The following is a 23838-nucleotide window of genomic DNA, read 5'->3' as shown; positions in this document are numbered from 1 at the left end:
GAAGGAGTCGAGACCATCATGACCAGGAGCATTCCCCACTTCATCAACGGCAAGACGGTCGAGGGCAAGAGCGGACGCTTCGGCGACGTGTTCAATCCCGCCACCGGCGAGGTCCAGGCGAAGGTCGCGCTGGCCACGCGCGCGGAGCTGGGCGAAGCGGCCGCGGCCGCGGCCGCGGCCTTCCCGCGCTGGTCGGCGACGCCGCCGCTCACGCGCGCGCGCATCCTGTTCCGCTTCAAGCAGCTCATGGAGGAACGGATCGACGAGGTGACGAAGATCGTCACTTCCGAGCATGGCAAGGTGCTCTCCGACGCCAAGGGCTCGATCATCCGCGGCCTCGAGGTGGTGGAGTTCGCCTGCGGCATCCCGCAGATGCTGAAGGGCGAGTTCTCCGAGAATGTCGGCACCAATGTCGACAGCTGGGCCGTGCGCCAGGCGCTCGGCGTCGTCGCCGGCATCACCCCCTTCAACTTCCCGGCCATGGTGCCGATGTGGATGTTCCCGGTGGCGCTCGCCTGCGGCAACACCTTCATCCTGAAGCCTTCCGAGCGCGATCCCTCGACCAGCATCTTCATGGCGCAGCTCTTGAAGGAAGCGGGCCTGCCCGACGGCGTGCTCAATGTCGTCAATGGCGACAAGGAGGCGGTCGACGCCATCCTGGAGCATCCGGAGATCCAGGCGGTGAGCTTCGTCGGCTCCACGCCGATCGCCGAATACATCTATCACACGGGCGCGGCCCACAATAAGCGCGTTCAGGCGCTGGGCGGCGCCAAGAACCACATGGTCGTCATGCCCGACGCCGACCTGGGCCAGACGGTCGACGCGCTGATGGGGGCGGGCTACGGCTCGGCCGGCGAGCGCTGCATGGCCGTGTCGGTCGCGGTCGCGGTCGGCAAGGTCGCCGATCCCCTGATCGAGAAGCTGGCGCCGCGCGTGAGCGCGCTCAAGGTGGCGCCCGGCACCGATCCCGAGGCCGAGATGGGCCCGCTCGTGACCAAGCAGCATCTCGACAAGGTGCGCGGCTATGTCGATTCCGGCGTGGCCGAGGGCGCCAAGCTGGTGGTGGACGGTCGCGGCCTCAAGCTCCAGGGCTACGAGAAGGGCTTCTTCCTCGGCGGCTGCCTGTTCGACCATGTGAAGCCCGCGATGAAGATCTACAAGGAAGAGATCTTCGGGCCCGTGCTCTCGGTCGTGCGCGTGCCCGACTATGACAGCGCCGTCAAGCTGGTGAACGAGCACGAATACGGCAACGGCACCGCGATCTTCACCCGCGACGGCGACGCCGCGCGCGAGTTCGCCAGCAAGATCAAGGTCGGCATGGTCGGCATCAACGTGCCGATCCCGGTGCCGATGGCCTTCCACAGCTTCGGCGGCTGGAAGCGCTCGCTGTTCGGCGACCATCACATGCACGGCCCCGAGGGCGTGCGCTTCTACACGCGCCTCAAGACCGTGACCTCGCGCTGGCCGACGGGCATCCGCGCCGGCGCCGAGTTCGTGATGCCGACGATGCGGTAGCCGAAGCTGACGTCGGCCATTCCCGCGCGCAGCAGGCCTGTACTCCGTTCGTCATCCCCGCGCCCGGGTCCGGCCGTAGGCCGGCCCAAGCGTAAACTCCAGCGGGGATCCATCCTTCAGCTTGCGTCGCTGGATCGAGTTGGGCCCCCGCTTTCGCGGGGGTGACGGCTGGAGAAACGGCGATGTCTCGTGAAGCAAGCCGAATGACAGAGTCTTCCTTCACCATCCGCCCCGCCACCCCCGCCGACGCAGGGGCCATCCGCGATCTCACCCGCGCGGCCTACGCGAAATGGATTCCCGTCATCGGCCGCGAGCCCAAGCCGATGGCGGCGGACTATGACCAGGCGGTGCGGGCGCATCCGATCGACCTGCTCTTCGTCGGCGGCCGGCTGGCGGCGCTGGTCGAGATGATCGACGAGGGCGAGCACTGGCTGATCGAGAATCTCGCGGTCCATCCCGATTTCCAGGGGCAGGGATTCGGCAGACGGATGCTGGCCCATGCGGAATACCGGGCCGCCGAGGCGAACATGGTCGAGATGCGGCTCTACACCAACAAGCTCTTCGCCGAGAACATCCGCTTCTATCTCGCCCATGGCTATGGAATCGACCGCGAGGAGCCCTACAAGGGCGGCTTCATCACCCATATGAGCAAGGTGATCGGGCTGTAGTTCAAGTTGCGAGCCTCCGCAACGAGGGCGCGTACACATCTCCAGGAGGACACCGATTCACTCGTTCGTCCTCCCCGCGAAAGCGGGGATCCATGGCGAAGCTCGGTGACTTGGATCGGAATGGATCCCCGCTTTCGCGGGGAGGACGATAAGAGTAACGGCTACCCCGCCTTCGCCTCTTTCGCGCGCGCATAAGCCTGCGTGCCGCGGTGATGGACCTTGTCGGTCGGCAGCAGCGCGCCCGGCTGGATATCGGGCACGCCCTTCATGCGCGCATAGATCGGCGCGAAATCCTGCTGGGTCGCGTCGAACAGCTCCCGGAAGCTGTCGATCACCATGTAGGTCTGCTGGAAATCGTCGATCCGGTAGTCGGTGCGCATGGCGCGCTCGAGATCGAAATGGATCCGGTTGGGCGAATCGGAATCGAGAGCGAACAGGCTCTCGCCCTTCGAGGAGACGATGCCCGAACCGTAGATGCGCAAACCCTCGGCGCCTCGGATCAGGCCGAACTCGACCGTCGCCCAATAAAGCCGGCCGAGCTGGGTCAGCATGCCGAACCCCATCGCGCGCAGGCCGCCCGCGCCGAAGGCCTGCATGTAATCGGCGAAGACCGGATGGGCCAGCATCGGCACATGGCCGAACACGTCATGGAAGATGTCCGGCTCCTCGATATAGTCGAGCTGGTCGGGCTTGCGGATGAACTGGCCGGCCGGGAAGCGGCGGTTGGCCAGATGCTCGAAGAAGATCCCGTCCGGCACCAGGCCCGGCACGCAGACCACGCGCCAGCCGGTGAGCTTCATCAGCTTCTCGTTGAGCCGGTCGACATCGGGGATCGCCTCCTCGCCCAGCGGCAGGGCCGCCATGCCGGCGAGGAACTCGGGCGCCGCGCGGCCGACCAGGAGCTTCGCCTGCTGGCGATAGAGCGTCCGCCAGACGCCATGCTCCTCCGCCGTGTAGGCGTTCCAATCCTGGTCGATGGTGAAATCGGGCCGGTGCGGAACCTGCAGCATGGCGTCACCTCAGTTTCTGAGCTCGGGCGGCGCATCGGGTTGCGCCTCGGGCCGCGCGGCCTGGAAGGCCGGGTGCTGGCGGCAGGCGGCGTCGATGCGCAGGATGGTGGGATAAGCATCGAGCGGCGCGGCGACGCGGCGCGCATTATAGACCTGCGGGATCAGGCAGAGATCGGCGAGCCCCGGCTCGTCGCCATGGCAGAAGCGTCCGGTGAATGCGCTCGCGGCCAGCTCCCGCTCGATCGCCTCGAAGCCCAGCCCGATCCAGTGCTGCGACCAGCGCTGCCGCACCGCCTCGTCCTGGTCGAGCGGATCGGCCAGATAGTGGGTCACCCGCAGATTGTTGATCGGGTGGATGTCGCAGGCGACGGTCAAGGCCAGCGCGCGGACCCGCGCGCGCTCGAGCGGCTGCCGCGGCAGGAGCGGCGGCTCGGGATGGATCTCCTCGAGATACTCGATGATGGCGAGCGATTGCGTCAGGCTGTGGGCGAAGGTGACGAGCGTCGGCACCAGGCACTGCGGATTGACCGCCTGGTATTCCGGAAAGGCATGCTCGCCCGTCCGCAGATTGACCGGACGGCTTTCGTAGGCGAGTCCCTTCAGCGCCAGCGCGATGCGGACCCGGTAGGCGGCCGAGGAGCGGAAATAGCCGTAGAGCTGCATCGGCGCCTGCGACATGGGGGACGCTTCCTCAGGCCCTGAGCACGCCGCGGCGGATCTGGTCGAGCTCGATCGATTCGAACAGGGCGCGGAAATTGCCCTCGCCGAAGCCCTCATTGCCCTTGCGCTGGATGATCTCGAAGAAGATCGGGCCGATCACCGTCTTGGTGAATATCTGCAGCAGCAATCCCTGCCCCTGCGTCGGCGCGCCGTCGATCAGGATGCGCCGCCGCCGCAAGGCCTCGACATCCTCGCCGTGGCCCGGCACGCGGGCATCGACCGCCTCGTAATAGGTATCGGGCGTGTCCTGCAGCGCCACGCGGTTCTCGATCAGCCGGTCGACGGTGCGGACGATGTCGGCGCTGCCGAGCGCGATATGCTGGATGCCCTCGCCCTTGTAGTCGTGGAGATATTCCTCGATCTGGGATTTGTCGTCGCGGGATTCGTTGATCGGGATGCGGATCTTGCCGCAGGGGCTGGTCATGGCGCGGCTGACGAGACCCGTCAGCTTGCCCTCGATGTCGAAATAGCGGATCTCGCGGAAATTGAAGAGCCGCTCGTAGAAGCCGGCCCATTTGTCCATGTTGCCGCGATGCACATTGTGGGTGAGGTGGTCGATATAGACGAGCCCGGCATCGGGACCGGGCGGCGTGGGCGGCTGCGGGGTGAAATCGACATCGTAGATGGTGCGGTCGCCATAGCGGTCGACCAGGTAGATCAGGCTGCCGCCGATCCCTTCGATCGCCGGGATGTTGAGCTCCATCGGCCCCGCCGTCGAGGCCACCGGCTTCGCGCCGAGCGCCACCGCGCGCTTGAGCGCCGCGGCCGCGTCCTTCACCCGGAAGGCCATGGCGCAGACGCACGGCCCGTGGGCGCGCGCGAAGCCCTGGGCGAAGCTGTCGGGTTCGGCATTGATGATGAAGTTGACGTCGCCCTGGCGATGCAGGGTCACGTCCTTGCTGCGATGGCGCGCGACGAGCTTGAAGCCCATCTGCTCGAAGAGGGCGCGCAGCTTCTGGGGTTCCGGCGCCGCATATTCGACGAACTCGAAGCCGTCGGTGCCCATCGGATTGTCGTGAAGTGCCGCCAAGGCGGATCTCCCGGTTGGGGCCCTTCCCCGCCCTTTGCCGGGACGGGAATCGGGGCGCTCTGTCAGGATGCTTGAATCGATGATAGTTTCAGTTGAAACTAATTTCAATCCTTATGGCCAGGGTCCCGCTCGGGCGGGCGGCGCCCCGGGGGAAAACGAATGAACGACGACAGCGGCGGCGGGGCCGCCCCGATTCTCAGGCTCGAGGATTTCCTCCCCTACCGGCTCTCGGTTCTCTCCAACCGGGTGAGCGCCGCCATCGCGCAGGATTATGCCGAGCGGTTCGACATGACGGTCCCCGAGTGGCGCACCATGGCGGCGCTGGGCGAGCATCCCGGCCTCTCGGCCGCCGAGGTTGCGACCTTCACCGAGATGGACAAGGTCGCCGTCAGCCGCGCCGTCGCGCGCATGATCGAGATGGGCCGGCTCACGCGCACCACCTCGCCCGACGACCGCCGCCGCTCGGTCCTGAAGCTCTCCGCCGCCGGACAACGCATCTACCGCCAGATCGTTCCCGTCGCCCGAGCCCACGAGGCCAACCTGGTCGGGCCGCTGTCGACCGAGGAGCGCCGCCAGCTCGACAAACTTCTCGCCAAGCTCTTCGCCGCCGCGACGGCGGATTTGAGCCGAGCGAAACGGTAAGGCCGGAGCAACCCCCTCCCTGACCCTCCCCCTGAACGGGGGAGGGGACACCAAGCATCTCATCCCCTCCCCCGTTCAGGGGGAGGGTCAGGGAGAGGGCTGCTCCGCCGCGCGCAGCGCCTTCGCCGTCACCTTCACCGCATCGAACTCCGCGCGGCGCTGGCGGATCTCCTCAGGCGTGAGCCGCTCGATGTTGCAGTAATCGAGCTTCCAAGCCGGGTCCTCGCGCCAGCGCAGGGGCGATTGCATCGTGGTCCGTGGGCCGGGTGCGGCTTCGAGCAGCGACAAGGCGAGATCGAGCGTGAATGCCTGCGAGGCCGGGTCCTTCGGCCGGCCGGCCGCGTTGCCGAGCGGGAAATCCGAGAACAGGAAGCGCGGCACGCCGACATATTCGACGATGTCCTTGGCGCATCCCATCAGCACGGTGGCGATGCCGCCCGCTTCCAGCGCGCGCGCCGCGAGGCTCAGGCTCTGATGGCAGACGGGGCAGTTGGGCACCAGGACCGCCGCGTCGGCGCCGTCGGCCCGGCAGCGCGCGACGATCTCGGGCAGATCGGTCTCGAGCGTCGTGCGGTGGCTGCGGTTGGTGGGCATGCCGTGGAAACGCGGCGCGAGTTCGCCGATGCGGCCCGAGGCCGCCACCTGCCGCAGGGCCGCGAGCGGGACGTAGCTGGCCTGGTCCTCGCCGCTCGTATGCTGGCGATCGATCGCGACATGGGCGATGCGCAGATCGTGGTCCTGCGCCACCGCGCCGGAATAGACCGCATAGAACTTGGCCGCGCCGTTATAGGGATGCGGCAGCCCCGGCCCCTGATCGCCCTTGCCGGGCTGATAGGGCGCCGCCGTGGTGATCAGCGCGACCCGGCTGCGCGAAAGCGGCTGGCGCAGGGGCTGGAACGGCACCTCGGCGTAGTGCGCCCATTCGTAGGGCGCGCCATAGCCCAGCGCCTGATAGTAGGTCCGGATGCGCTGCAGGTAGGGGATCGGCACGTCTTGCGGGTCGGCAAAGCCGAAGCTTCGATCCCGATCGCCGGTCATGGCCAAGCCTCCCTGAGGACAGGAACCAATGTCGATTGTACTGCCACACCGGCTTCGTTTGCACCGGTGTTGGCCGTTCCCCGAAGCGCGCGCGGCGGCCGCAGGGGGATGCATTGAGGCCGCAAAATGCGCTAGCTTTCTCCCCATGGCCGCATCCGCCGAATCGACTCCGCGCGAGCGTCTGCTCGCGGGACTGGGACTGCTTGTGACATCGCTCTGCTGGGGCTCCATGGTGCCGGGCACCGCGAGCCTGCTCGCCTCGGTCGACCCCTTCTTCCTCGCCGCCTGCCGCTATCTGATCGCGGTGCCGGCCCTGGCCCTGACCCTGCTCCTGACCGAGCGGCGCCGGGCCTGGCCCTCCTATCTGCCCTGGGGCCATATCCTGCTGCTCGGCGCCATCGGCATGGGCGGCTGGGCCACCTGCCTGACGCTCGGCGTCTATTTCTCCGATCCCATCACCGTCACCGCGATCTCCGCCGCCGGCCCCGTCGTCTCGGCGGTGCTGGCGCGGAGCTTCGATCACCGCCCGCTCACCCGCGCCGCCTATATCGGCATGGTGCTGGCGGTGATCGGCGGGTTGATCGTGGCGCTCTTCAAGCCGGGCCAGGTGCTGGCGCTGGGCTTCCGCGGCGGCGAGTTCATCATCATCGCCGGGATGTCGCTCTGGACGCTCTATTCGATCAAGGCACAGCAATGGCTCTCGCCGCTGGGCCTGAGCCAGCTTCGCGTCACGTTGCTGACGGCGGGGGCCGCGGCCATCGGGCTCTGGGTGATCTTCGTGATCGCGCTGCTCCTCGGTTTCGCCGATGCGCCGACCGAGATGCCGAGCCTGCGCGTGCTGGCCGAGCTGCTCTGGCTCGGCATCGGTCCGACGGCGCTGGGCGTGGTGTTCTGGAACATGGGCGTGGCGCGGCTGGGCGTCGCCATCTCCGCGCTCTACACCAACCTGTCGCCGGTGATCTCGGTGCTGCTCGCCGTGCTGTTCCTCGGCGCCGAGACCACCGGCCTGCAGATCCTCGGCGGGCTGGTCGTGCTGGCCGGCGTGATCTGGATGCAGCTCTACGGGCTGCGGGCGGCCGCGCGATGACCGCCCAGCCCGCGACGCGGCAGCGGCCGCGCGATCTCAAGGCCAGCATCGGCGTGGTCGGTGCCGCCTTCATCTGGGGCTCGATGGTGCCGCTGACGGCCCTCGCCCTCACCACGCTCGACACCTTCTTCCTCGCCGCGGTCCGCTACAGCGTGGCGCTGCCGGCGCTGGGCGCCATCGCCTGGCTGGCCGACCGCCGCTTCCCGCTGCACCGTCATCTGCCCTGGCGCCAGATCATCCCGCTCGGCGCCATCGGCATGGGGCTCTTCGTGATCTGCTTCACGCTGGGCATCCATTATTCCGATCCCATCACCGTCGCCGCCCTCATCTCCGGCGCGCCGATCGTCTCGGCGGTGGCGATGCGGGTGCTGGAAGGCGAACGGCTCGCGGCCCGGCTTCCCTTCGCCATCCTGCTCGCGGTCGGCGGCGGGCTGATGGTGGCGCTGGGCAAGCCCGAGAGCACCGCCTCGCAGGGCTTCCGCGGCGGCGAGCTCCTGGTGCTGACCGCGATGCTGGTCTGGGCCTGGTACTCGGTCAAGTCGCAGGCCTGGCTCGCGCTGCGTGCCGGCATGAGCCAGCCCGCGATCTCCTTCCTGACGGCACTCGCCGCCGCCCTGTTCCTCTGGATCGTCTTCCTGGTCGGCCAGGCCGCCGGCTTCGCCCAGGCTCCGTCGCAGCCCTTGCCGCTGCCGATCTGGCTCAACATCCTGTGGCTCGGCATCGCCTGCACCGGCATGGCCACGCTGCTCTGGAATTACGGCGTGAGCCGGCTCGGCGTCACGGTCGCGACCCTCCAGCTCAACCTGGAGCCGGTCTTCGCCGTGCTGGTCGGCGTGGCGCTGGGGGCCGCCGCCGGCTGGCTGCAGATTCTGGGCGGGCTGGTCGTGCTCGCCGGCGTCATCTGGGTGCAGATGGCGCCGCGGACCCGCTAAGCTCCCCCCACCGCCTTCGAGATCGCCTCTTCCATCAGGATCATCCTTGCCATGCGCCATATCGATGCCGAGACCACGCACCGCCTGCTCGACTATCGCGGCCTCGTGGAGGGCCTGCGCGAGATGTATCGCCGCGGCGTCGACCTGACCGACCGCCAGGTGCTGCATCAGAAGCTGCCCGACGGCAGCCAGAACGACTGGCTGCTGCTGCCGGCCTGGCAGTTCGGCCGCCATCAGGGCATCAAGCTCGTCAGCGTGTTCCCCGGCAACGCGAAGAAGGGCCTCGCCTCGGTGCTGGGCCTCTATGTGCTGTTCGACGGCGAGACCGGCGCGCCGGTCCTCACCGTGGACGGCGCCGCCCTCACCCTGCGCAAGACCGTCTGCAACTCGGCGCTCGCGGTCGACTATTGTGCGCGGGCCGATGCCCGCAAGCTGCTGGTGGTGGGCGCCGGCAACCTGGCGCCGCATGTGGTGCAGGCCCACAGCGCCGTGCGGCCGATCGCCGACGTGATGATCTGGAACCGCACGCCGGCGAAGGCCGAGGCGCTCGCCCGGCATCTCGCGCGGCCGGGGCTGGTGGTGGGGGCCGCGGCCGAGCTCGAGGCCGCGGTGCGCTGGGCCGACATCGTCACCACCGTCACCATGTCGAAGGAGCCCCTGATCAGGGGCGAGTGGCTCAGGCCCGGCCAGCATCTCGACCTGATCGGCGCCTTCCGGCCCGACATGCGCGAGGCCGACGACACGGCGGTCAAGCGCGCGCGTCTCTTCATCGATGCGCGCTTCACCGTGCTCGACGATTGCGGCGACATCTCGCAGCCGCTCGAGGCCGGCCTGATCAGGGACGCCGACATCACCGACCTGTTCCAGCTCGCGCGCGGCGAACGGCCCGGCCGGCGGAGCGACGCCGAGATCACCTTTTTCAAGTCCGGCGGCGGCGGCCACGAGGACCTGGCAACGGCGCAGTATCTGCTGAGCAGGCTCTGACGCAAGGAGCGCTCGCCACCCTCCCCCTACCCCCTCCCGTGAAGGGAGGGGGCGTGATGTTTGTTGTCCCAGCCTCCTCCCTTTGCCGGTAAGAGCGAGATGTTTGTCATTCTGGCCCCCTCCCCTTGCGGGAGGGGGTAGGGGGAGGGTGGCCGTACGCTCCGCGGCCGAATAGACCTCTCGCCGTCTTCCCGATAACATTCCTATCCATGCGCTCCCTGTCTCTCAGCCGCCGCGCCGTCCTGGGCGGGCTCGCCGCGCTCTCCCTTCCCTTCCCGCGCGCCTTCGCGCAGGAGCCCGACGTCGTCATCGTCGGCGCCGGGGCCGCGGGCCTCGCCGCGGCGCGCACGCTGATCGACAAAGGGCGCTCGGTCGTGGTGATCGAGGCGCGCGACCGCATCGGCGGGCGCGCCTGGACCGACAACGCGACCTTCGGCGGGATTCCCTTCGATCATGGCTGCTCCTGGCTCCACAGCTCGAACCGGAATCCCTGGACGCCGATCGCGAAGGACGGGAACTACACGCTCCTCAACCATGACGAGGCCGAGGAGACGGTCTTCGTCGGCGACCGGCATGCGAATGACGACGAGCTCGCCGACTACGGGCGTGCCTGGAACCGGCTCCGGGGCGCCGTCGCCGCGGCGGGCCGCGCCGGCAAGGATGTGAGCGCCGCCTCGGTCAGCCCGCGCGACGAATCCTGGATCTGGGTCGCGGAGTCCTGGATCGGCCCGATGTCGATGGGCAAGGATCTCGAGGATTTCTCCTGCCAGGACTGGTGGAACCTGGCGGAGACGGAGCCGAACCTGATGATCCGTGAGGGCTTCGGCGCGCTGGTCGCACGCTATGGCCAGGATCTGCCGGTGCGGCTTTCCACCCCCGCCCGGCGCATCGCCTGGGGCGGCGACGGCGTCGCGGTCGAGACCGATGCCGGCACCATCAAGGCCCGGATCGGCATCGTGACGGTGCCGCTGGGCGTGCTGGCGGCCGAGAGCATCGCCTTCGATCCGCCCCTGCCGGATTGGAAGCGGGACGCCATTGCCGGCCTGCCGATGGGCCTCCTGGCCAAGGCGCCGCTGCAGCTCGACGGCGAGACCTTCGGCCTGCCCGAGAACAGCTGGCTCAGCTACAAGGCGGCATCGACCGAGGCCTGCTTCTTCCTGGTGCGGCCTTTCGGCTTCGATCTGATGATCGGCTTCCTCGGCGGAAGCTGCGCCTGGGACCTGACGAAGCAAGGCGACGCGGCCGGCGTCGCCTTCGCGCAGGAGAAGCTGCGCGACATGCTGGGCTCCGGCCTCGACAAGCATGTGGTCCGCGGCGCCTTCACCGGCTGGGGCCGCGATCCCTGGAGCCTCGGCGCCTATGCCTCGACCCGGCCCGGCGCCTACGCGGCGCGAGCCGCCATCCGCAGGCCGGTCGAGGACCGCCTGTTCTTCGCCGGTGAAGCCTGCGCCGGGACCTATGCCGAGACCTGCGGCGGCGCGATGCGCAGCGGTGTCGAGACCGCGAACGAGGTCGAGCGGCGGCTGGGATAGGAGTGTTTCTGTACGCACTCTCCAAGGCGAAGTCCGTTCACTCCTTCGTCACCCCGGCGAAGGCCGGGGCCCATGAACACCCGTCCCGCAAGACCGAGCACGGTCCGTGTTCATGGATGCCGGCCTGAAGCCGGCATGACGAAGAAGAAAGTCCTGCCCTTGGCGTTGCCGCCGGAGAATCCTACCCCCGCATCATCGCGCGCCGCGCCAGGCTGAACAGCAGATAGGCCGCCGAGATGGTGGCGATCATCACCGGCAGGCCCATCGCGCCGAAGCGGTCCATGGTGACACCCGCAACCGGCGGGCCGCCGAGGCTCCCCACCTGGTAGGCCATGATGAAGAGCGCGTTGGCGCCGGCGAGCTCATGGGCGGGAAAACGATCGCCCAGCAGCGCCAGCGCCGCGGTATAGACGCCGAACACCACCCCGCCCCAGACGAAGATCATCGGCCAGAGCAGGACGGGCTGGCCCGCCAGCAGGGGCAGCAGCAGCGCGCCCGCGCCGGTCACGGTCGAGCAGATCATGATGGTGCCGCGCTGGCTCCAATGATCGGCGAGCCAGCCGACCGGCCATTGCATGAGCAGGCTGCCGGCAGCGAAGACCGAGATCAGCCGCGCCGCATCGTTCTGCGAGAAACCCTCGGCCACGCCCCAGACCGGCAGCAGCGACATGATCGCCATGTCGACCGCACCCGCCGCGACCGAGCCGATCAGCACGGTGGGCGCGTGGGCGAGCGCGCGCCAGGGCTGCAGCGGCATCTGCCGCGAGAAGTCGGGCGAAAGGCCGCGCGCGAAGAGCAACGGCAGGGCCGTGAGCGCGGTCGCCCCCATGATGAAGAGGAAGGGCCAGAAGCCCTCGATGCCGATGGCCGAGATGATGAAAGGGCCGATCGTCATGCCAGCCGCGATCACGGTGGTATAGACCGCCATGACGCGCCCGCGGCTCTCGGGCCGCGCCACCATGTTGAGCCAGGCCTCGCTGGTCATCCAGCCGATGGCGCCGAGGAAGCCCGCGACGAAGCGCCAGCCGTACCAGCTCCAGGGATCGGTCAGGTAATAGAGCGGCGTCACCAGCGTGAAGCCGATGGCCGAGAGCCACAGGGTCCGCAGCGCCCCCAGCCGGCGCACGACCAGCGGCGCCAGCGATCCGAACAGCAGCACCGAGACCGGGAACATCGCGGCGTTGAGCCCGATCAGCCCCGCGTCATAGCCATGACGTTCCATCAGCAGCGAGAGCAGCGGCAGCAGCGACGCCATCGACATGCCCGCGCCGAATCCGGCCGAGATGATCGCGGCAAGGCTGCGCCGGCGCTGGCGCTCCGTGAGGGCAATGGCGGTCATGGCGGGCAGGGTCCCGATGGAGGCGGCGCACTCTAGCGGGGGATTGCAGCGAGGGCTAGAGCAGGCGGGCTTCACCCGCCTCACCCTTTTGGGGTTCAGTCGGGCGCCGATGCTCCCCTCGACAAACAAATTCGTGGGTGACACAAATCTCTCTGCTTGGCGCCTTCATGCCGACATGCCATGGAGCTTCCTCATCATGACCACCGACCCCGCCCTCCTCTCCGCCACCGAGCTGCTGTCGCTCTACCGCGCCAAGAAGCTCTCGCCGGTCGAGGCGACGAAGGCGGCGCTGGCGCGCATCGCCAGGCATGACGGGCGCTTCAACGCCTTCTGCCTGGTGGACGAGGATGCTGCGCTCAAATCGGCGAAGGCGTCGGAGGCGCGCTGGCAGAAGGGCGAGCCGATTGGTAGGGTCGACGGGGTCACCGCGACGGTGAAGGACCTGCTGCTGACCAAGGGCTGGCCCACGCTGCGCGGCAGCCGCGCCATCCGGCGCGACCAGGCCTGGGACGAGGACGCGCCCTGCGTGGCGCGGCTGCGCGAGCAGGGCGCGGTACTGCTGGGCAAGACCACCACGCCCGAGTTCGGCTGGAAGGGCGTCACCGACAGCCCGCGCACGGGCATCACGCGCAATCCCTGGAACACCGAGCGCACGCCGGGCGGCTCCTCGGGCGGGGCCGCGGTCGCGGCCGCCTGCGGCTTCGGCGCGCTCCATCTCGGCACCGATGGCGGCGGCTCGATCCGCATCCCGGCGAGCTTCACCGGCATCTTCGGGCTGAAGCAGACCTATGGCCGCGTGCCGGCGCATCCCTTGAGCCCCTTCGGCACGGTCGCCCATGTCGGCCCGATGACGCGCACGGTCGCGGACGGAGCGCTGATGCTGAACGTGCTGGCGCTGCCCGACGAGCGCGACTGGTATGCGCTCCCCTATGACGGCACCGACTACACGAAGGATCTCGAGGCGGGTGTGAAGGGCCTCAAGATCGCCTGGAGCCCGACGCTCAGCGGCAACCGCGTCGATCCCGAGGTGGCGGCCCTCACGGCCGAGGCCGCGCGCCTCTTTGCCGACGAGCTCGGCGCCACGCTCGAAGAGACCGACCTCAAGTTCGAGAATGTCGGCGAGGTCTTCGTGAAGCACTGGTTCCCGGGGGCCGCCAACGCGCTCAGCGCCTACAGCCCTGAGCAAAAGAAGGCGATGGACCCGGGCCTGGTCGAGATCGCCGAGGCCGGCGCCCGGATCGGCCTGATGGACTATCTGGCGGCGGTGAAGGCGCGCGAGGGCTTCGGCGTCATGATGAACCGCTTCCACAAGCGCTACGACCTGCTGCTCACGCCGATGATGCCGCTGCCGGCCTTCCAGGCCGGGGTGGAAGTGCCGCCCGAGGACGAGGGCGGCCGCTGGACCGACTGGTCGCCCTTCAGCTACCCCTTCAACCTGACCCAGCAGCCGGCGGCCTCGGTGCCTTGCGGCTTCACCAAGGCGGGCCTGCCGGTCGGCCTGCAGATCGTGGGAGCCCGCTATGCCGAGACCGCGGTGCTCAAGGCGGCGCGGGCCTACGAGAAGGCGCGACCTTTCGTCATGCCGAGCTTGTAGGCATCTGTTCTACACTCCATTTCACTGCCAATGGGGCATAGCAGGACGATCGGGCGAGTCATGACACCCTCCATTGCCGAACCCACCGCGACTCCGGCCGCCGGGGACTGGAGCCAGTTTCCCCCCGTGCCCCTCTGGACCGCGCTCAAGCGCGGCTTCACGCGACGCTGTCCGCGCTGCGGTCAGGGCTCGCTGTTCAAGGGCTATCTCACGATGGCCGACCAGTGCAGCCATTGCGGCCTCGCCTTCGAGCCCTATCGCTCCGACGACGTGCCCGCCTATTTCACCATCCTGATCGTCGGGCATATCGTGGTGCCGGGGCTGCTCGCCCTGGAGAAGACCGTCCATCCGGAATACTGGGTGCAGATGGCGATCTGGATGCCGGTCACGTTGTTCGGCACGCTGGCGCTCCTGCCCTTCATCAAAGGGGCGGTGATCGGCACCATCTGGCGCTCGAAGCAGGACAAGTAGCGCCGCCGGTTTCACGCGCGGCACCGTTCCGATCCGACGGCCGATGCTATAGTCCCCGCTGCGATCGAGCGAAGGGGACGAGGCGTGGCTGTCACCAGGGACATCTTCGGCAGGATCGATGGCGAGGCGGTCTCCCGCTTCACCCTGACCAATCGCGCCGGCCTGGCCGCGCGCTTCATCGGCTATGGCGCGACCTTGACGGAACTGCACCTGCCCGACCGGCAGGGGCGGATGGCGGATGTCGTGCTGGGCTTCGACCGGATCGAGGATTACCGCGCGAGCGACGCCTATATGGGGGCGACCTGCGGGCGCTACGGCAACCGCATCCAGGCGGGCCGGTTCTCGCTCGACAGCCGCCCCTACGCCCTCAGCCTCAACGAGGGCCGCAACCACGCCCATGGCGGGCTCAGGGGCTTCGACAAGCGGATCTGGAGCGGCGAACCGGGTACGGACGGCAACAGCGTGATCTTCACGCTGCGCTCGCCCGACGGCGAAGAAGGCTATCCGGGCACGCTCGACGCCCGCGTTTCATTCGCGCTCACGGATGCCAACGAGCTCACGATCGAGATGACGGCGCACAGCGACCGGCCCACCATCGCCAATCTGGTCCATCACAGCTATTTCAATCTCGCGGGCCACGGCTCGGGCGACGTGCTGCGGCAGGAGCTCAGGATCGCGGCCGCGGGCTATACGCCGGTCGATCGCGAGCTGATCCCGACGGGCGAGATCCTGCCCGTCGCCGGCACCGCCTTCGACTTCTCCGCCTTCAAGCCGATCGGGCGCGACATCGAGCGCGTTCCCTACCCCTTCGGCCATGCGCCCAACGCCGGCGGCTATGACCACAATCTCGTGCTGGCCGGCGCGGCCGGCACGATGCGTCCGGTCCTGCAGGCGCGCGATCCCGTGAGCGGCCGCGCCTTCGATCTCGCGACGACCGAGCCCGGCCTGCAGTTCTATACCGGCGCCGAGCTCAACGACGCGGTGCCTGGCAAGGGCGGCGCGCGCTACGGACGCTATGGCGGCTTCGCGCTCGAGACGCAGAAATTCCCCAACTCGCCGAACGTGCCGTCATTCCCGCAAGCCCGCCTCGATCCCGGGGAGACCTACCAGCATGGGATGCGGTTCCGGTTCCATACGGTGTGAGGAGAGCGACGGCTCAGACTCTTCGCCCTCTCCTCGTCATTCCACACGTCCACCGTCATCCCCGCGAAAGCGGGAATCCATAGCTCAGTTCGACGCGCTGGATCGGGATGGATCCGCTGAGTTTTCAAACGAAGTGCAACACCAGATTAGGGTGTTGCCATGGGGAAGCACTACGAGCAGCTCTCGTCCGAAGAGCGCGCCATCATTGCCGACCTTCGTTCCAAAGGTCGCTCGATCCGCCAAATCGCTGCAGCTCTGGATCGCCCGGCATCGACGGTTAGTCGGGAACTGAAGCGCAACCGTGGCCGGCAGATCGGCTACCGGGCGGCTTACGCCCAGCAGCAGACCCGGGCCCGGCGCTGGCGCGGCTCGCGCCTGGAGCGCGACGCGCACCTGCGCCGGCAGGTGCTGGAGGGCTTGAGGAAAGGCTGGTCGCCCGAGCAGGTCTGCGGCCGGCTCGAGCGCCAGTCGGGCCGTCATCTCATCAGCCCCGAGAGCATCTATCGCTTCATCCAGGCCCAGATCACCCGCCGCCAGGACTACAGCTGGCGCCACTACCTGCCGCGCGCCAAATCCAAGCGCGGCTTTCGCGGGCGCAAGGGCGGCAGCTCCGCCCTCCACATCCAAGCCCGTGTTTCCATTGAGGAAAGGCCACCCGACGTCGAGGACCGCTCAAGTCCCGGTCACTGGGAGGCCGACCTCATGATGTTCGCTCGCTACGGCCAGGCACTCCTCACCCTGCATGAGCGATCCTCCCGCCTGCTCCTCGCCGTCAGGCCCCACGGCAAGCAGGCCGCACCGATCGCCGCCGCCATCGCCGGCCTGCTCGAACCCCTGCCCGCGACCCTGCGCCAGACCATCACCTTCGACAACGGCACCGAGTTCGCCCGCCACTACGAGCTCCACCGCCTCGACATCCAGACCTTCTTCTGCGATCCCCACGCCCCCTGGCAGAAGGGCGGCATCGAGAACGCCATCGGAAGGATGCGCCGCCGGATCCCCAGGAAAACCGATCTCGCCGCGCTCACCTCGCGCCAGATCTCAGGCTTGCTCCGGGCCTACAACAACACCCCGCGCAAGTGCCTTGACTGGCGCTCCCCCGCCGAACTCTTCTGGCAGCAGGTGTTGCACTTGGAGTGTGAATCCACCTCCCCGCTTCCGCGGGGATGACGACTAGAATGCCGTGCTCGCTCCCTTGTCACATCATCGGCATGACGATGAAGAGGCGCGCCTACTTCTTCCCCGCGCTCCGGTCCTGGATCGCGTAGAACTTCCGGATCGGCGCCAGCGTCTCCCAGGTCCCCTTGAACCCCGCCGGGATCACGAAGGCCTCGCCCTTGCTGAAGGTCTTGCTGCGGCCGTTCGCGGCGGTGAGCTTCACCTTGCCGGCAAGGAGATAGATGAACTCCTCCTCGCTGTAATCGACCGCCCATTTGCCCTTGGTCGCGGTCCAGATGCCGGAGACGAAGCCGCCGGTCGCGTCGGTGTAGAAGTTCTGCGTCGTGGTCTTGGGGCTGCCGCTGATGGGATTTGCGATCTTTGTCTTCACGGTCTTGGGGCCCTTGCCGCCGATCTTCACCGGCAGCACCGTCCTGGCCGAAACCTTGCGTGACATCTTCTCTTTCCCTGATGCGGTGGATGTGGATCTCTTCGCCGCTGCGAGCGGCTTCTGCGCGCGCCAGAATCCCGGCCGATGCTCGCCCTTGTCGAGCACCACCAGCATGGCGCGCCAGTTCTCGACGAAATAGTCGGCCTTCTCGCGGCCCAGCAGCGCCGCCACGCGGGGATGGAGCGCGCCCGCGAGCTGTGCATGCTCGCGATGCGCCTCGTCGCGGTACCAGCCGCCATCCTCCTCGACCTCGATCCGGTCGAAGCCCAGTTTCTTCAGCACGCGGCGGTGGAAGGCGGGCGTCTCCATCGCATAGGTGAGGCCCTCCATCTTGTAGAAATAGCGCATGTCGTCGCTGATCGGGCCCGGCCCCTTCATCCAGTCATAGACCGCGAACCAGCCGCCGGGCTCGAGCACGCGGAAGACCTCGCCGAACATCGCCTCCTTGGCGGCGATCTGCGTGAAGGCGCCGGAGCTGTAGGCCAGATCGAAGCTCGCGTCGGCGAAGGGCAGCGGACCGGGCTCGGTGAGCTTGAAGCTGACGCGGTCAGAGAGCCCCCGGGCCGCAACCAGCTTCCTCGCGCGCTCGATCACCGGCGCCTCGATATCGAGCCCGACCACGGTGGCGCCCAGCCCCGCCAGCACCATGTCGGGCCCGCCGAGGCCGGAGCCGATATCGAGCACGCGCTTGCCCTCGAGATCGAGCCCCGCGACCGTCTTCTTCACCAATGCCGGCCCGCCCGGCGCCATGAAGCCCCGGCCCCAGATCAGCTCCAGGAAGGCCACCAGATCGTCGTTGTACTCGCCGCCGTCGCTCATGAGCCCCCCCTGATCGGACATCGAGCCCGTATCACCCCTCCCGCAAGGGTGTTCAGACCGGGGACATCGAGGACACCCGTTCGGGGACATCGAGGACAGTATGAGTGATGTGCTGTCGCAGGTCGACCTGCGACAGCACGTGGCTTCGGTAGCAGAGATCGAAGACACCGTCGGTGGTAGTGGCGCGCAACGCCAGGCGCCGACCGACGAAGGCCTTCGAGCAGTTGATCTGACGGCCCTTGAAGCTGATCCAGCCGGTGTCGTGCACCTTGCGGAGCTGGGCCTGGGGCTCGTATTCGGGCGGGTCGATCCGCTCGGGCATGGGCCGGGGGCTCATCCGGTAGCGCGAGGCCGGGGGTTCCAGGCCGAGGGCCTCGTGCGGACGCTTGGCGTTGTAGACCTCGCGCCAGTGGTCGAAGGCGGCCTGGGCGCCGGCCAGGTCCTGGAGCGGCCATCTGTCCAGCAGTTCGGCCTTCAGCGTGCGGTGGAAGCGCTCGTCCTTGCCCTGGGTCTGAGGGTGGTAGGGCCGGCCATGGCAGACGCCCACGCCCAGATCCATGAGCCAGACGGTGAGCCGGGTGTGGCGCTCCGGGCCTGCTGTGCCCCAGGGTGCACCGTTGTCGGCCAGCAGGCGCAGCGGCAGGCCGTAGCGGCGGAACACCCCGGTGAGACGCTCGCGCACGGTCGTCTCTCGTTCGTCGCCGCAGGCGCCGATCGCCAGCGCATAGCGGGAGTGGTCGTCCAGCACGGTGAGCGGGTGGCAGCGACCGGTCCCCAAGGCGAAGTGGCCCTTGAAGTCCATCTGCCAGAGATCGTTGGGCGCTTCGTGCTCGAAGCGCACCCAGTCCCTGGCCTCGCCGGCGCCAGGCCCATCCAGCTTGCCGTGCCGGCGCAAGATCGCCGTCACCGTCGAGGCGGCCGGCGCGTCCCGGCCCTCGCGCTGCAGCACCTTGCGGATCTTCCGCCCACCCCACGCCGGGTGCTCCGCGCGCACCGCCAGCACCTCGGCCTCCAGCTCGCCCGGCGTCCGGCCAGGGCTCGACCGCGGCCGGCGCGAACGCTCCTGGAGCCCAGGCGCTCCCTCCGCCTCGAAGCGCCTCAGCCACTTGTAACCGTCCGACCGGCTTACGCCAAAGCGACGGCACAGCTCGCTGAAATTGCACCCCGGCGCTTGCGCCAGACGGACAAATTCCACTCGACGATCCAAGGCAGACCCCCACGGCATCCAGGTTCCCCTTCTCCGACCTCAGTCGGATCAGGGTGTCCTCGATGTCCCCGAACACCTGTCCTCGATGTCCCCGGTCTGTACACAAGGGGAGGGGGCGTGATGTTTATCATTCTAGCCCCCTCCCCTTGCGGGAGGGGGTTGGGGGAGGGGTAGCTCACCCCATCCGCACCACGATCTTCCCGAATACGTCGCGGTTCTTGAGCCGCTCGATGCCGGCGGCCATCTCGTCGAGGCCGATCTCGCTGTCGATCACGGGGCGCAGGCCGCCGGCCATCTTGTCGAGGCCTTCGCGGACATTGCGGAACGTGGCCCCGAAGGAGGCGATGATCCGCAGCTGCTGCTGGAAGAGGAGCGCCAGGTTGGTCTCGGCCGTCATGCCGCTGGTGGAGCCGCAGGTGACGAGGCGCCCGCCCTTGGCGAGCGACAGCAGGCTCCCGCCCCAGGTGGCGGGGCCCACATGCTCGAACACCACGTCGACGCCGCGCTTGCCCGTGAGGCGACGCGCCACGCTCTCGAAGCGGTCGGTCGTGTAGTTCACCACGTGATCGGCGCCCAGCCTCTTCATCCGCTCGAGCTTGGCGTCGCTGCCGGCGGTGGCGATCACGGTGGCGCCCGCCTGCTTCGCCATCAGGATCGCGGTCGAGCCCACGCCCGAGCCGCCGGCATGGATCAGGATCCACTCGCCGCGCTCGAGCTTCGCGTTGTCGAACAGCATATGCTGCACGGTGGCGAAGGTGAGCGGCGCGCAGGCCGCGTCGGTCCAGCTCACGGCCTCGGGGATCTTGACGGCGAGCCGGCTCGGGATGTTGAGCCGCTCGCGCGCCATGCCGTCGACATGGAAGCCCATGATGCCGGCGACGTTCTCGCAGAGATTCTCGCGCAAAGCGCGGCAGGCCTTGCACTGCCCGCAGACGAGCCCGGCATAGAGCGCCACCCGGTCGCCGGTCTGGAAACCGATGACGCCGGGCCCCCGCCCCACCACCTCGCCCACGCCCTCCACGCCCGCGACGATCGGCAGGCTGCGCTTGGCGAAAGCCATACCGCGCGCACCCCAGAGATCGATATGGTTGAGGGCCACGCGGCGCATGGCGATCTGGAGCTCGCCCTTGCCGGGCGGCGGCGGCTCCGGCAGATCGACCCGCTCGAGCCGCCCCTCCTCGATCAGCGAGAGCGCACGCATGGCATCATCATTTCCGGCTCGTTTCCAGCCCTTGCTTTTATCGTCATCCCCGCGCAAGCGGGGATCCATCTTGATCCAGGTCACCAGGCTTTGAATTGGATCCCCGCTTGCGCGGGGATGACGAAAGAGTGAACCTATCTGCCCTTAGATATCCGCAGATGCCCACGCTGCGAAGCAGGGACGAGGGCCGAAATAGCCAACGCCCGCTCATGCCGCGTCGAGGCCGAGCACGAGGCTGGTGTTCTGCCCGCCGAAGCCGAAGGAGTTGGAGAGGATGTGCGCGACCTTGGCGGCGCGCGCCCGGTTCGGCACGACATCGAGCGGGATCGCGGGGTCCGGCTCGTTGTAGTTGATCGTGGGCGGCAGGAGCTGGTCGCGCAGCGTCAGCATCGAGAAGCCGGCCTCGACCAGGCCCGCCGCGGTCAGGGTATGGCCGATCATCGATTTGTTGGAGCTGACGGGAACCGAGGCGAGGCGCTCGCCGAGCAGGGCCTGGAGTCCCAGCGTCTCCATCTTGTCGTTCTCGGGCGTGCCGGTGCCGTGCGCGTTGACATAGTCGATGGCCACGGGATCGAGGCCGGCGTCGGCCAGCGCGTTCCTCATGCAGCGGATGATCGGCGCCCCGTCGGGGCTCGAGCGCGTGCGATGGAAATTGTCGGCGGCCTCGCCGCAGCCCAGCACATAGCCCAGGATCTCGGCGCCGCGCGCGCGGGCGGCCTCGGCGTCCTCCAGCACCAAGGCGGCGGCTCCCTCGGCCATCACGAAGCCGTCGCGGTTCTTGGAAAAGGGCTTGGCCGCCCGCGCCGGATCCTCGTTCGCGGTGGAGAGGGCCGAGAGCAGCGAGAAGCGGATGATGGCCTCGGGCTGGACCGAGGCATCGGCGCCGACGGCCAGCGCCGCCGCGGCCTCGCCGCGCCGGATCGCCTCGACGCCGAGCTGGATGACCGTGGCGCCCGAGGCGCAGGCGGTCGAGATGGTCGCGGGCGCGCCCCTTGTGCCGAACTCCTCGGCGATCCGGTCGGCGATGAAGCCGTTGAGGAACTGCTCATGGGCCTCGTTCGGAAGCCGCGTCGACGCCACCATGGCGCCATAGGCGGTCGAGCCCGCGCGCGCGGCGAAGGTGCGGCGCTGCGGCCATTCATGCTCGATCGGCGGGCCGGCCAGGAACAGGGGCCCCGGAAAATCGCCGGGCCGGCCGAGACCGCTCTGGGCCAGCGCCTCGCGCACCACGCGCCGCGCGGCCGCGGCCGTGATCTGCGGCGTGTCGGCGGATCCCCCGGCCAGGAAATCGACGGTGCCGGCGATGGTGGTGCGCAGATTGTCGATGGGAAAGCGCCGGATGCGCCGGATGCCGGATTGCCCCGCCGTCAGCGCGCGCCAGTTCTCCTCGCGGCCTTCGCCCAGCGAGGTCAGGATGCCGATGCCGGTGACCGCCACCGGCCGGGAGATATCGCGTTTCGCCATCGCCGACCTCCGCAAACCTCAAGCCGCTTCCACCAGCGCCAGCCCCTCGCCGCGGTGATGGCCCCAACCGGTGACGAGAACCTGCTGCAGGGCGGCCCCGTTCCAGGGCGCCTCGAGCGGCTCGTCCGGGTCCAGCGGTGGAAACAGCCCGCCCTGCTCGAGACAGGTGATAGCAAGCGCCAGATTGCCGAGGAAAGAGGCTTCCATCGCATGGCCCCAGGCGCCGGCGGCGGCCCGCACCGGCAGCCCGCCCATCGCGCGGCCCCATTGTGCGAGCAGATCGCGCTCCTCGGCGGCGAGCGGCCCCGAGCCGCAGCAGCCGGAGAGGAGCCCGGCATGGCCGCGCGCAAGCCGGGGCGAGATCGCTTCCCATTGCACCTGGGCCGCGGCCGCGGCGGCACCCGGCGTGCGACGGCTGCGATCGCCCATCGCCGCCGTCAGCTTCGCCAGCGGGCGCCGGCCGCGCGCCTGCGCATGCTCGGGCGCTTCCAGGACCAGGGCAGCGCCGAGGCTGCCGAGCGCGATGCCCGCGCGCGGCCGATGCCAGAGCGGCTGCCAGGGCCCGTCCAGCATCAGCCCACCCGGCCGGTAGAGCAGCATCTGGTCCCAGCGGCTGGCATTGAAGGTGGCGCCGACCAGCGCCAGCTCGCTCTGGCCCGAGCGGACCCGCGCAAAACCGTCGCGCAACGCATCGATCCCGGCGATCTCCTCGCCCATGAAGGTCCGGCTCGACCCCGTGACGCCATGGACGATCGAAATGTTGCCGGCGATCAGGTTCGGAAGCTGGGCCAGGAACAGCGTCGGGCGCAGATCGTTCAGCAGATGCTCGTTGAGATAGGCGCCCTGGTTGGCCGCGGTTTCGATGCCGGCGAGGATCTGCTCGTCGACCGCGAGATCGCGCTCGCCGCCCGGCCCGGCCACCACCAGGTCCGTGTGCGCCAGCAGCGCCGCGTCGCCCGCGACGCCGGCCTCCCGCAACGCCAGCCCCGTCGCCGCGACCGCGTAATGCATCAGCGGCCCCATGGCGCGCTGGTCGCCCTTCTTCGGGATGAAACGGTCGAGATCGAGGGGTGCGATCGGATGCACCGGGAAGGGCGCGAAGCTCTTCTCGTCGATCGTCGCCCGCCAGCGCGCAGGCTCGGACAGGGCCGCCCAGTGCGCCTCGCTCCCCTCGCCCAGCGCCGAGATCAGCCCCCGGCCGGTGATCCAGACCTCACGTGGCTGCATGCGAGCCGATCCTCGGCAAACAAGGAATGATCCCCTCCCCCGCGTTGCGGGGGAGGGATAGGGAGGGGGCTGCTCCGTATCGAGATCGCGTCATCCCTCTCCCTTACCCTCTCCCTGAAGGGAGAGGGGATAATCGGCATTATAGCCGAATCACGGCATCCCGATCCTGTCGGCGAACTGGCGCAGGTTCTGGCGCATGGTCTCGCTGGGATAGGGCAGGCTGCGCAGCATGATCTGGGCGTCGGCCACGGGCTTGCCGCCGGCCTCGCATCGCGCCTGGGTGACCCAGTAGCCCGAGCCCTCATGCTCGACCCGGGCGGTCACGGTCAGGCTGGTGGCGGGTCGCACGAAGGTGCGCAGCTTCGCCTCCTTGATCCCGGCGAGGAAGGGCATCCGCTCATAGGAAGAGAGCGCCAGCAGCAGATAGCCCGAGGTCTGCGCCATGGCCTCGACCAGCAGCACGCCCGGCATGATCGGATGGCCGGGGAAATGTCCCTCGAACACGGTCGACCATTCGGGCACCTCGGCCCGGCAGCGGATCTCGCGCGCCTCGAGATCGAGCGCTTCGAGACGATCCACCATCTGGAAATAGTCGAACTGCATGGG

22 protein-coding genes are annotated in these 23838 nt (G+C 68.6%); 11 read left to right on the top strand and 11 right to left on the bottom strand.

The features are described from left to right. Positions 1 to 18: 18 nt before the first annotated feature. Positions 19 to 1515, top strand: a complete 1497-nt coding sequence (locus tag FRZ61_RS06390; protein WP_151115836.1) for a CoA-acylating methylmalonate-semialdehyde dehydrogenase — start codon at positions 19 to 21, stop codon at positions 1513 to 1515. Positions 1516 to 1718: 203 nt separating this feature from the next. Further along, positions 1719 to 2183, top strand: coding sequence for a GNAT family N-acetyltransferase (locus tag FRZ61_RS06385; RefSeq protein WP_151115835.1), 465 nt, complete (start codon positions 1719 to 1721; stop codon positions 2181 to 2183). A gap of 161 nt (positions 2184 to 2344) precedes the next feature. On the opposite strand, the gene phhA is transcribed toward FRZ61_RS06385, so the two are convergent. From phhA to hppD, 3 genes are read right to left on the bottom strand one after another with little or no spacing between them, the layout of a single operon-like run. Beyond that, positions 2345 to 3193 carry a phenylalanine 4-monooxygenase gene (gene phhA / locus FRZ61_RS06380; RefSeq protein ID WP_151115833.1) on the bottom strand — a complete coding sequence of 283 codons (849 nt, stop codon included), beginning with the start codon at positions 3191 to 3193 and terminating at the stop codon, positions 2345 to 2347. 9 nt (positions 3194 to 3202) lie between these two features. Beyond that, complete coding sequence (maiA, locus tag FRZ61_RS06375) at positions 3203 to 3871, bottom strand: maleylacetoacetate isomerase (RefSeq protein ID WP_318526363.1); 669 nt, start codon at positions 3869 to 3871, stop codon at positions 3203 to 3205. A 13-nt stretch (positions 3872 to 3884) separates the two neighbouring features. Continuing rightward, positions 3885 to 4919: a 4-hydroxyphenylpyruvate dioxygenase gene (hppD, locus tag FRZ61_RS06370; protein WP_151120716.1), complete on the bottom strand. Its 1035-nt coding sequence runs from the start codon at positions 4917 to 4919 to the stop codon at positions 3885 to 3887. 183 nt (positions 4920 to 5102) lie between these two features. Between hppD and FRZ61_RS06365 the strand changes: the two genes are divergently transcribed. Further along, positions 5103 to 5585: a MarR family winged helix-turn-helix transcriptional regulator gene (locus FRZ61_RS06365; RefSeq protein ID WP_151115832.1), complete on the top strand. Its 483-nt coding sequence runs from the start codon at positions 5103 to 5105 to the stop codon at positions 5583 to 5585. Between the two features lie 87 nt (positions 5586 to 5672). Here the strand turns inward: FRZ61_RS06365 and FRZ61_RS06360 are convergent, their stop codons facing one another. Beyond that, the gene (locus FRZ61_RS06360; protein WP_151115830.1) at positions 5673 to 6623 is read right to left on the bottom strand and encodes a glycine reductase; all 951 of its coding nucleotides are present in this window, start codon (positions 6621 to 6623) and stop codon (positions 5673 to 5675) included. A gap of 145 nt (positions 6624 to 6768) precedes the next feature. Between FRZ61_RS06360 and FRZ61_RS06355 the strand changes: the two genes are divergently transcribed. The 4 genes from FRZ61_RS06355 to FRZ61_RS06340 all read left to right on the top strand — a co-directional run bounded on the left by FRZ61_RS06355 (position 6769) and on the right by FRZ61_RS06340 (position 11158). Beyond that, on the top strand, positions 6769 to 7710 hold the full coding sequence (locus FRZ61_RS06355; RefSeq protein ID WP_191909324.1) for a DMT family transporter: 942 nt from the start codon (positions 6769 to 6771) through the stop codon (positions 7708 to 7710). Then, on the top strand, positions 7707 to 8642 hold the full coding sequence (locus FRZ61_RS06350; RefSeq protein WP_151115827.1) for a DMT family transporter: 936 nt from the start codon (positions 7707 to 7709) through the stop codon (positions 8640 to 8642). Before FRZ61_RS06355 ends, FRZ61_RS06350 begins: the two co-directional genes overlap by 4 nt. Before the next feature lie 51 nt (positions 8643 to 8693). Beyond that, positions 8694 to 9626 carry a bifunctional Delta(1)-pyrroline-2-carboxylate/Delta(1)-piperideine-2-carboxylate reductase gene (gene lhpI / locus FRZ61_RS06345; RefSeq protein ID WP_151115825.1) on the top strand — a complete coding sequence of 311 codons (933 nt, stop codon included), beginning with the start codon at positions 8694 to 8696 and terminating at the stop codon, positions 9624 to 9626. 209 nt (positions 9627 to 9835) lie between these two features. Further along, positions 9836 to 11158: a flavin monoamine oxidase family protein gene (locus tag FRZ61_RS06340; RefSeq protein ID WP_151115823.1), complete on the top strand. Its 1323-nt coding sequence runs from the start codon at positions 9836 to 9838 to the stop codon at positions 11156 to 11158. A 181-nt stretch (positions 11159 to 11339) separates the two neighbouring features. Here the strand turns inward: FRZ61_RS06340 and FRZ61_RS06335 are convergent, their stop codons facing one another. Further along, the gene (locus tag FRZ61_RS06335) at positions 11340 to 12497 is read right to left on the bottom strand and encodes an MFS transporter (RefSeq protein ID WP_151115821.1); all 1158 of its coding nucleotides are present in this window, start codon (positions 12495 to 12497) and stop codon (positions 11340 to 11342) included. A 196-nt stretch (positions 12498 to 12693) separates the two neighbouring features. On the opposite strand from FRZ61_RS06335, the gene FRZ61_RS06330 reads away from it, so the two are divergent. The 4 genes from FRZ61_RS06330 to FRZ61_RS06315 all read left to right on the top strand — a co-directional run bounded on the left by FRZ61_RS06330 (position 12694) and on the right by FRZ61_RS06315 (position 16875). Further along, complete coding sequence (locus FRZ61_RS06330) at positions 12694 to 14091, top strand: amidase (protein ID WP_151115819.1); 1398 nt, start codon at positions 12694 to 12696, stop codon at positions 14089 to 14091. Positions 14092 to 14217: 126 nt separating this feature from the next. Beyond that, positions 14218 to 14562 carry a DUF983 domain-containing protein gene (locus tag FRZ61_RS06325; RefSeq protein ID WP_225309147.1) on the top strand — a complete coding sequence of 115 codons (345 nt, stop codon included), beginning with the start codon at positions 14218 to 14220 and terminating at the stop codon, positions 14560 to 14562. Between the two features lie 84 nt (positions 14563 to 14646). Next, the gene (locus FRZ61_RS06320) at positions 14647 to 15705 is read left to right on the top strand and encodes an aldose epimerase family protein (RefSeq protein ID WP_151115815.1); all 1059 of its coding nucleotides are present in this window, start codon (positions 14647 to 14649) and stop codon (positions 15703 to 15705) included. 159 nt (positions 15706 to 15864) lie between these two features. Next, a complete protein-coding gene (locus FRZ61_RS06315; protein WP_151115814.1) occupies positions 15865 to 16875 on the top strand; it encodes an IS30 family transposase in 1011 nt (336 codons plus the stop codon). Between the two features lie 61 nt (positions 16876 to 16936). Here FRZ61_RS06315 and FRZ61_RS06310 read toward each other — a convergent pair whose 3' ends face one another. The 6 genes from FRZ61_RS06310 to FRZ61_RS06285 all read right to left on the bottom strand — a co-directional run bounded on the left by FRZ61_RS06310 (position 16937) and on the right by FRZ61_RS06285 (position 23835). After that, positions 16937 to 18133, bottom strand: a complete 1197-nt coding sequence (locus tag FRZ61_RS06310) for a cupin domain-containing protein (protein WP_191909323.1) — start codon at positions 18131 to 18133, stop codon at positions 16937 to 16939. A 52-nt stretch (positions 18134 to 18185) separates the two neighbouring features. Continuing rightward, positions 18186 to 19358 (bottom strand): IS481 family transposase, encoded by a 1173-nt coding sequence (locus FRZ61_RS06305; RefSeq protein ID WP_151114759.1) that lies wholly within the window; start codon positions 19356 to 19358, stop codon positions 18186 to 18188. A 157-nt stretch (positions 19359 to 19515) separates the two neighbouring features. Beyond that, on the bottom strand, positions 19516 to 20541 hold the full coding sequence (locus FRZ61_RS06300; protein WP_151115810.1) for a zinc-binding dehydrogenase: 1026 nt from the start codon (positions 20539 to 20541) through the stop codon (positions 19516 to 19518). A 207-nt stretch (positions 20542 to 20748) separates the two neighbouring features. Beyond that, positions 20749 to 22005, bottom strand: coding sequence for a beta-ketoacyl-ACP synthase (locus FRZ61_RS06295; RefSeq protein WP_151115808.1), 1257 nt, complete (start codon positions 22003 to 22005; stop codon positions 20749 to 20751). An 18-nt stretch (positions 22006 to 22023) separates the two neighbouring features. Then, a complete protein-coding gene (locus FRZ61_RS06290) occupies positions 22024 to 23232 on the bottom strand; it encodes a beta-ketoacyl-ACP synthase (protein ID WP_151115806.1) in 1209 nt (402 codons plus the stop codon). Positions 23233 to 23382: 150 nt separating this feature from the next. Continuing rightward, entirely contained in the window at positions 23383 to 23835 is a 453-nt protein-coding gene (locus tag FRZ61_RS06285; RefSeq protein ID WP_151115804.1) for a 3-hydroxyacyl-ACP dehydratase FabZ family protein, read from the bottom strand. Between the last annotated feature and the right edge of the window lie 3 nt (positions 23836 to 23838).

The organism is Hypericibacter adhaerens, from assembly GCF_008728835.1.
GTDB lineage: Bacteria > Pseudomonadota > Alphaproteobacteria > Dongiales > Dongiaceae > Hypericibacter > Hypericibacter adhaerens.
Note: the sequence above shows the minus strand (reverse complement) of the source record. Positions and strands in the feature narration are given on the sequence as shown.

Bases quoted from the DNA above. Each gene is read 5' to 3' on its own strand.
- FRZ61_RS06390 (WP_151115836.1), top strand. From the start codon at position 19: ATGACCAGGAGCATTCCCCACTTCATCAACGGCAAGACGGTCGAGGGC.
- FRZ61_RS06385 (WP_151115835.1), top strand. From the start codon at position 1,719: ATGACAGAGTCTTCCTTCACCATCCGCCCCGCCACCCCCGCCGACGCA.
- phhA (WP_151115833.1), bottom strand. From the start codon at position 3,193: ATGCTGCAGGTTCCGCACCGGCCCGATTTCACCATCGACCAGGATTGG.
- maiA (WP_318526363.1), bottom strand. From the start codon at position 3,871: ATGTCGCAGGCGCCGATGCAGCTCTACGGCTATTTCCGCTCCTCGGCC.
- hppD (WP_151120716.1), bottom strand. From the start codon at position 4,919: ATGGGCACCGACGGCTTCGAGTTCGTCGAATATGCGGCGCCGGAACCC.
- FRZ61_RS06365 (WP_151115832.1), top strand. From the start codon at position 5,103: ATGAACGACGACAGCGGCGGCGGGGCCGCCCCGATTCTCAGGCTCGAG.
- FRZ61_RS06360 (WP_151115830.1), bottom strand. From the start codon at position 6,623: ATGACCGGCGATCGGGATCGAAGCTTCGGCTTTGCCGACCCGCAAGAC.
- FRZ61_RS06355 (WP_191909324.1), top strand. From the start codon at position 6,769: ATGGCCGCATCCGCCGAATCGACTCCGCGCGAGCGTCTGCTCGCGGGA.
- FRZ61_RS06350 (WP_151115827.1), top strand. From the start codon at position 7,707: ATGACCGCCCAGCCCGCGACGCGGCAGCGGCCGCGCGATCTCAAGGCC.
- lhpI (WP_151115825.1), top strand. From the start codon at position 8,694: ATGCGCCATATCGATGCCGAGACCACGCACCGCCTGCTCGACTATCGC.
- FRZ61_RS06340 (WP_151115823.1), top strand. From the start codon at position 9,836: ATGCGCTCCCTGTCTCTCAGCCGCCGCGCCGTCCTGGGCGGGCTCGCC.
- FRZ61_RS06335 (WP_151115821.1), bottom strand. From the start codon at position 12,497: ATGACCGCCATTGCCCTCACGGAGCGCCAGCGCCGGCGCAGCCTTGCC.
- FRZ61_RS06330 (WP_151115819.1), top strand. From the start codon at position 12,694: ATGACCACCGACCCCGCCCTCCTCTCCGCCACCGAGCTGCTGTCGCTC.
- FRZ61_RS06315 (WP_151115814.1), top strand. From the start codon at position 15,865: ATGGGGAAGCACTACGAGCAGCTCTCGTCCGAAGAGCGCGCCATCATT.
- FRZ61_RS06310 (WP_191909323.1), bottom strand. From the start codon at position 18,133: ATGAGCGACGGCGGCGAGTACAACGACGATCTGGTGGCCTTCCTGGAG.
- FRZ61_RS06305 (WP_151114759.1), bottom strand. From the start codon at position 19,358: ATGCCGTGGGGGTCTGCCTTGGATCGTCGAGTGGAATTTGTCCGTCTG.
- FRZ61_RS06300 (WP_151115810.1), bottom strand. From the start codon at position 20,541: ATGCGTGCGCTCTCGCTGATCGAGGAGGGGCGGCTCGAGCGGGTCGAT.
- FRZ61_RS06295 (WP_151115808.1), bottom strand. From the start codon at position 22,005: ATGGCGAAACGCGATATCTCCCGGCCGGTGGCGGTCACCGGCATCGGC.
- FRZ61_RS06290 (WP_151115806.1), bottom strand. From the start codon at position 23,232: ATGCAGCCACGTGAGGTCTGGATCACCGGCCGGGGGCTGATCTCGGCG.
- FRZ61_RS06285 (WP_151115804.1), bottom strand. From the start codon at position 23,835: ATGCAGTTCGACTATTTCCAGATGGTGGATCGTCTCGAAGCGCTCGAT.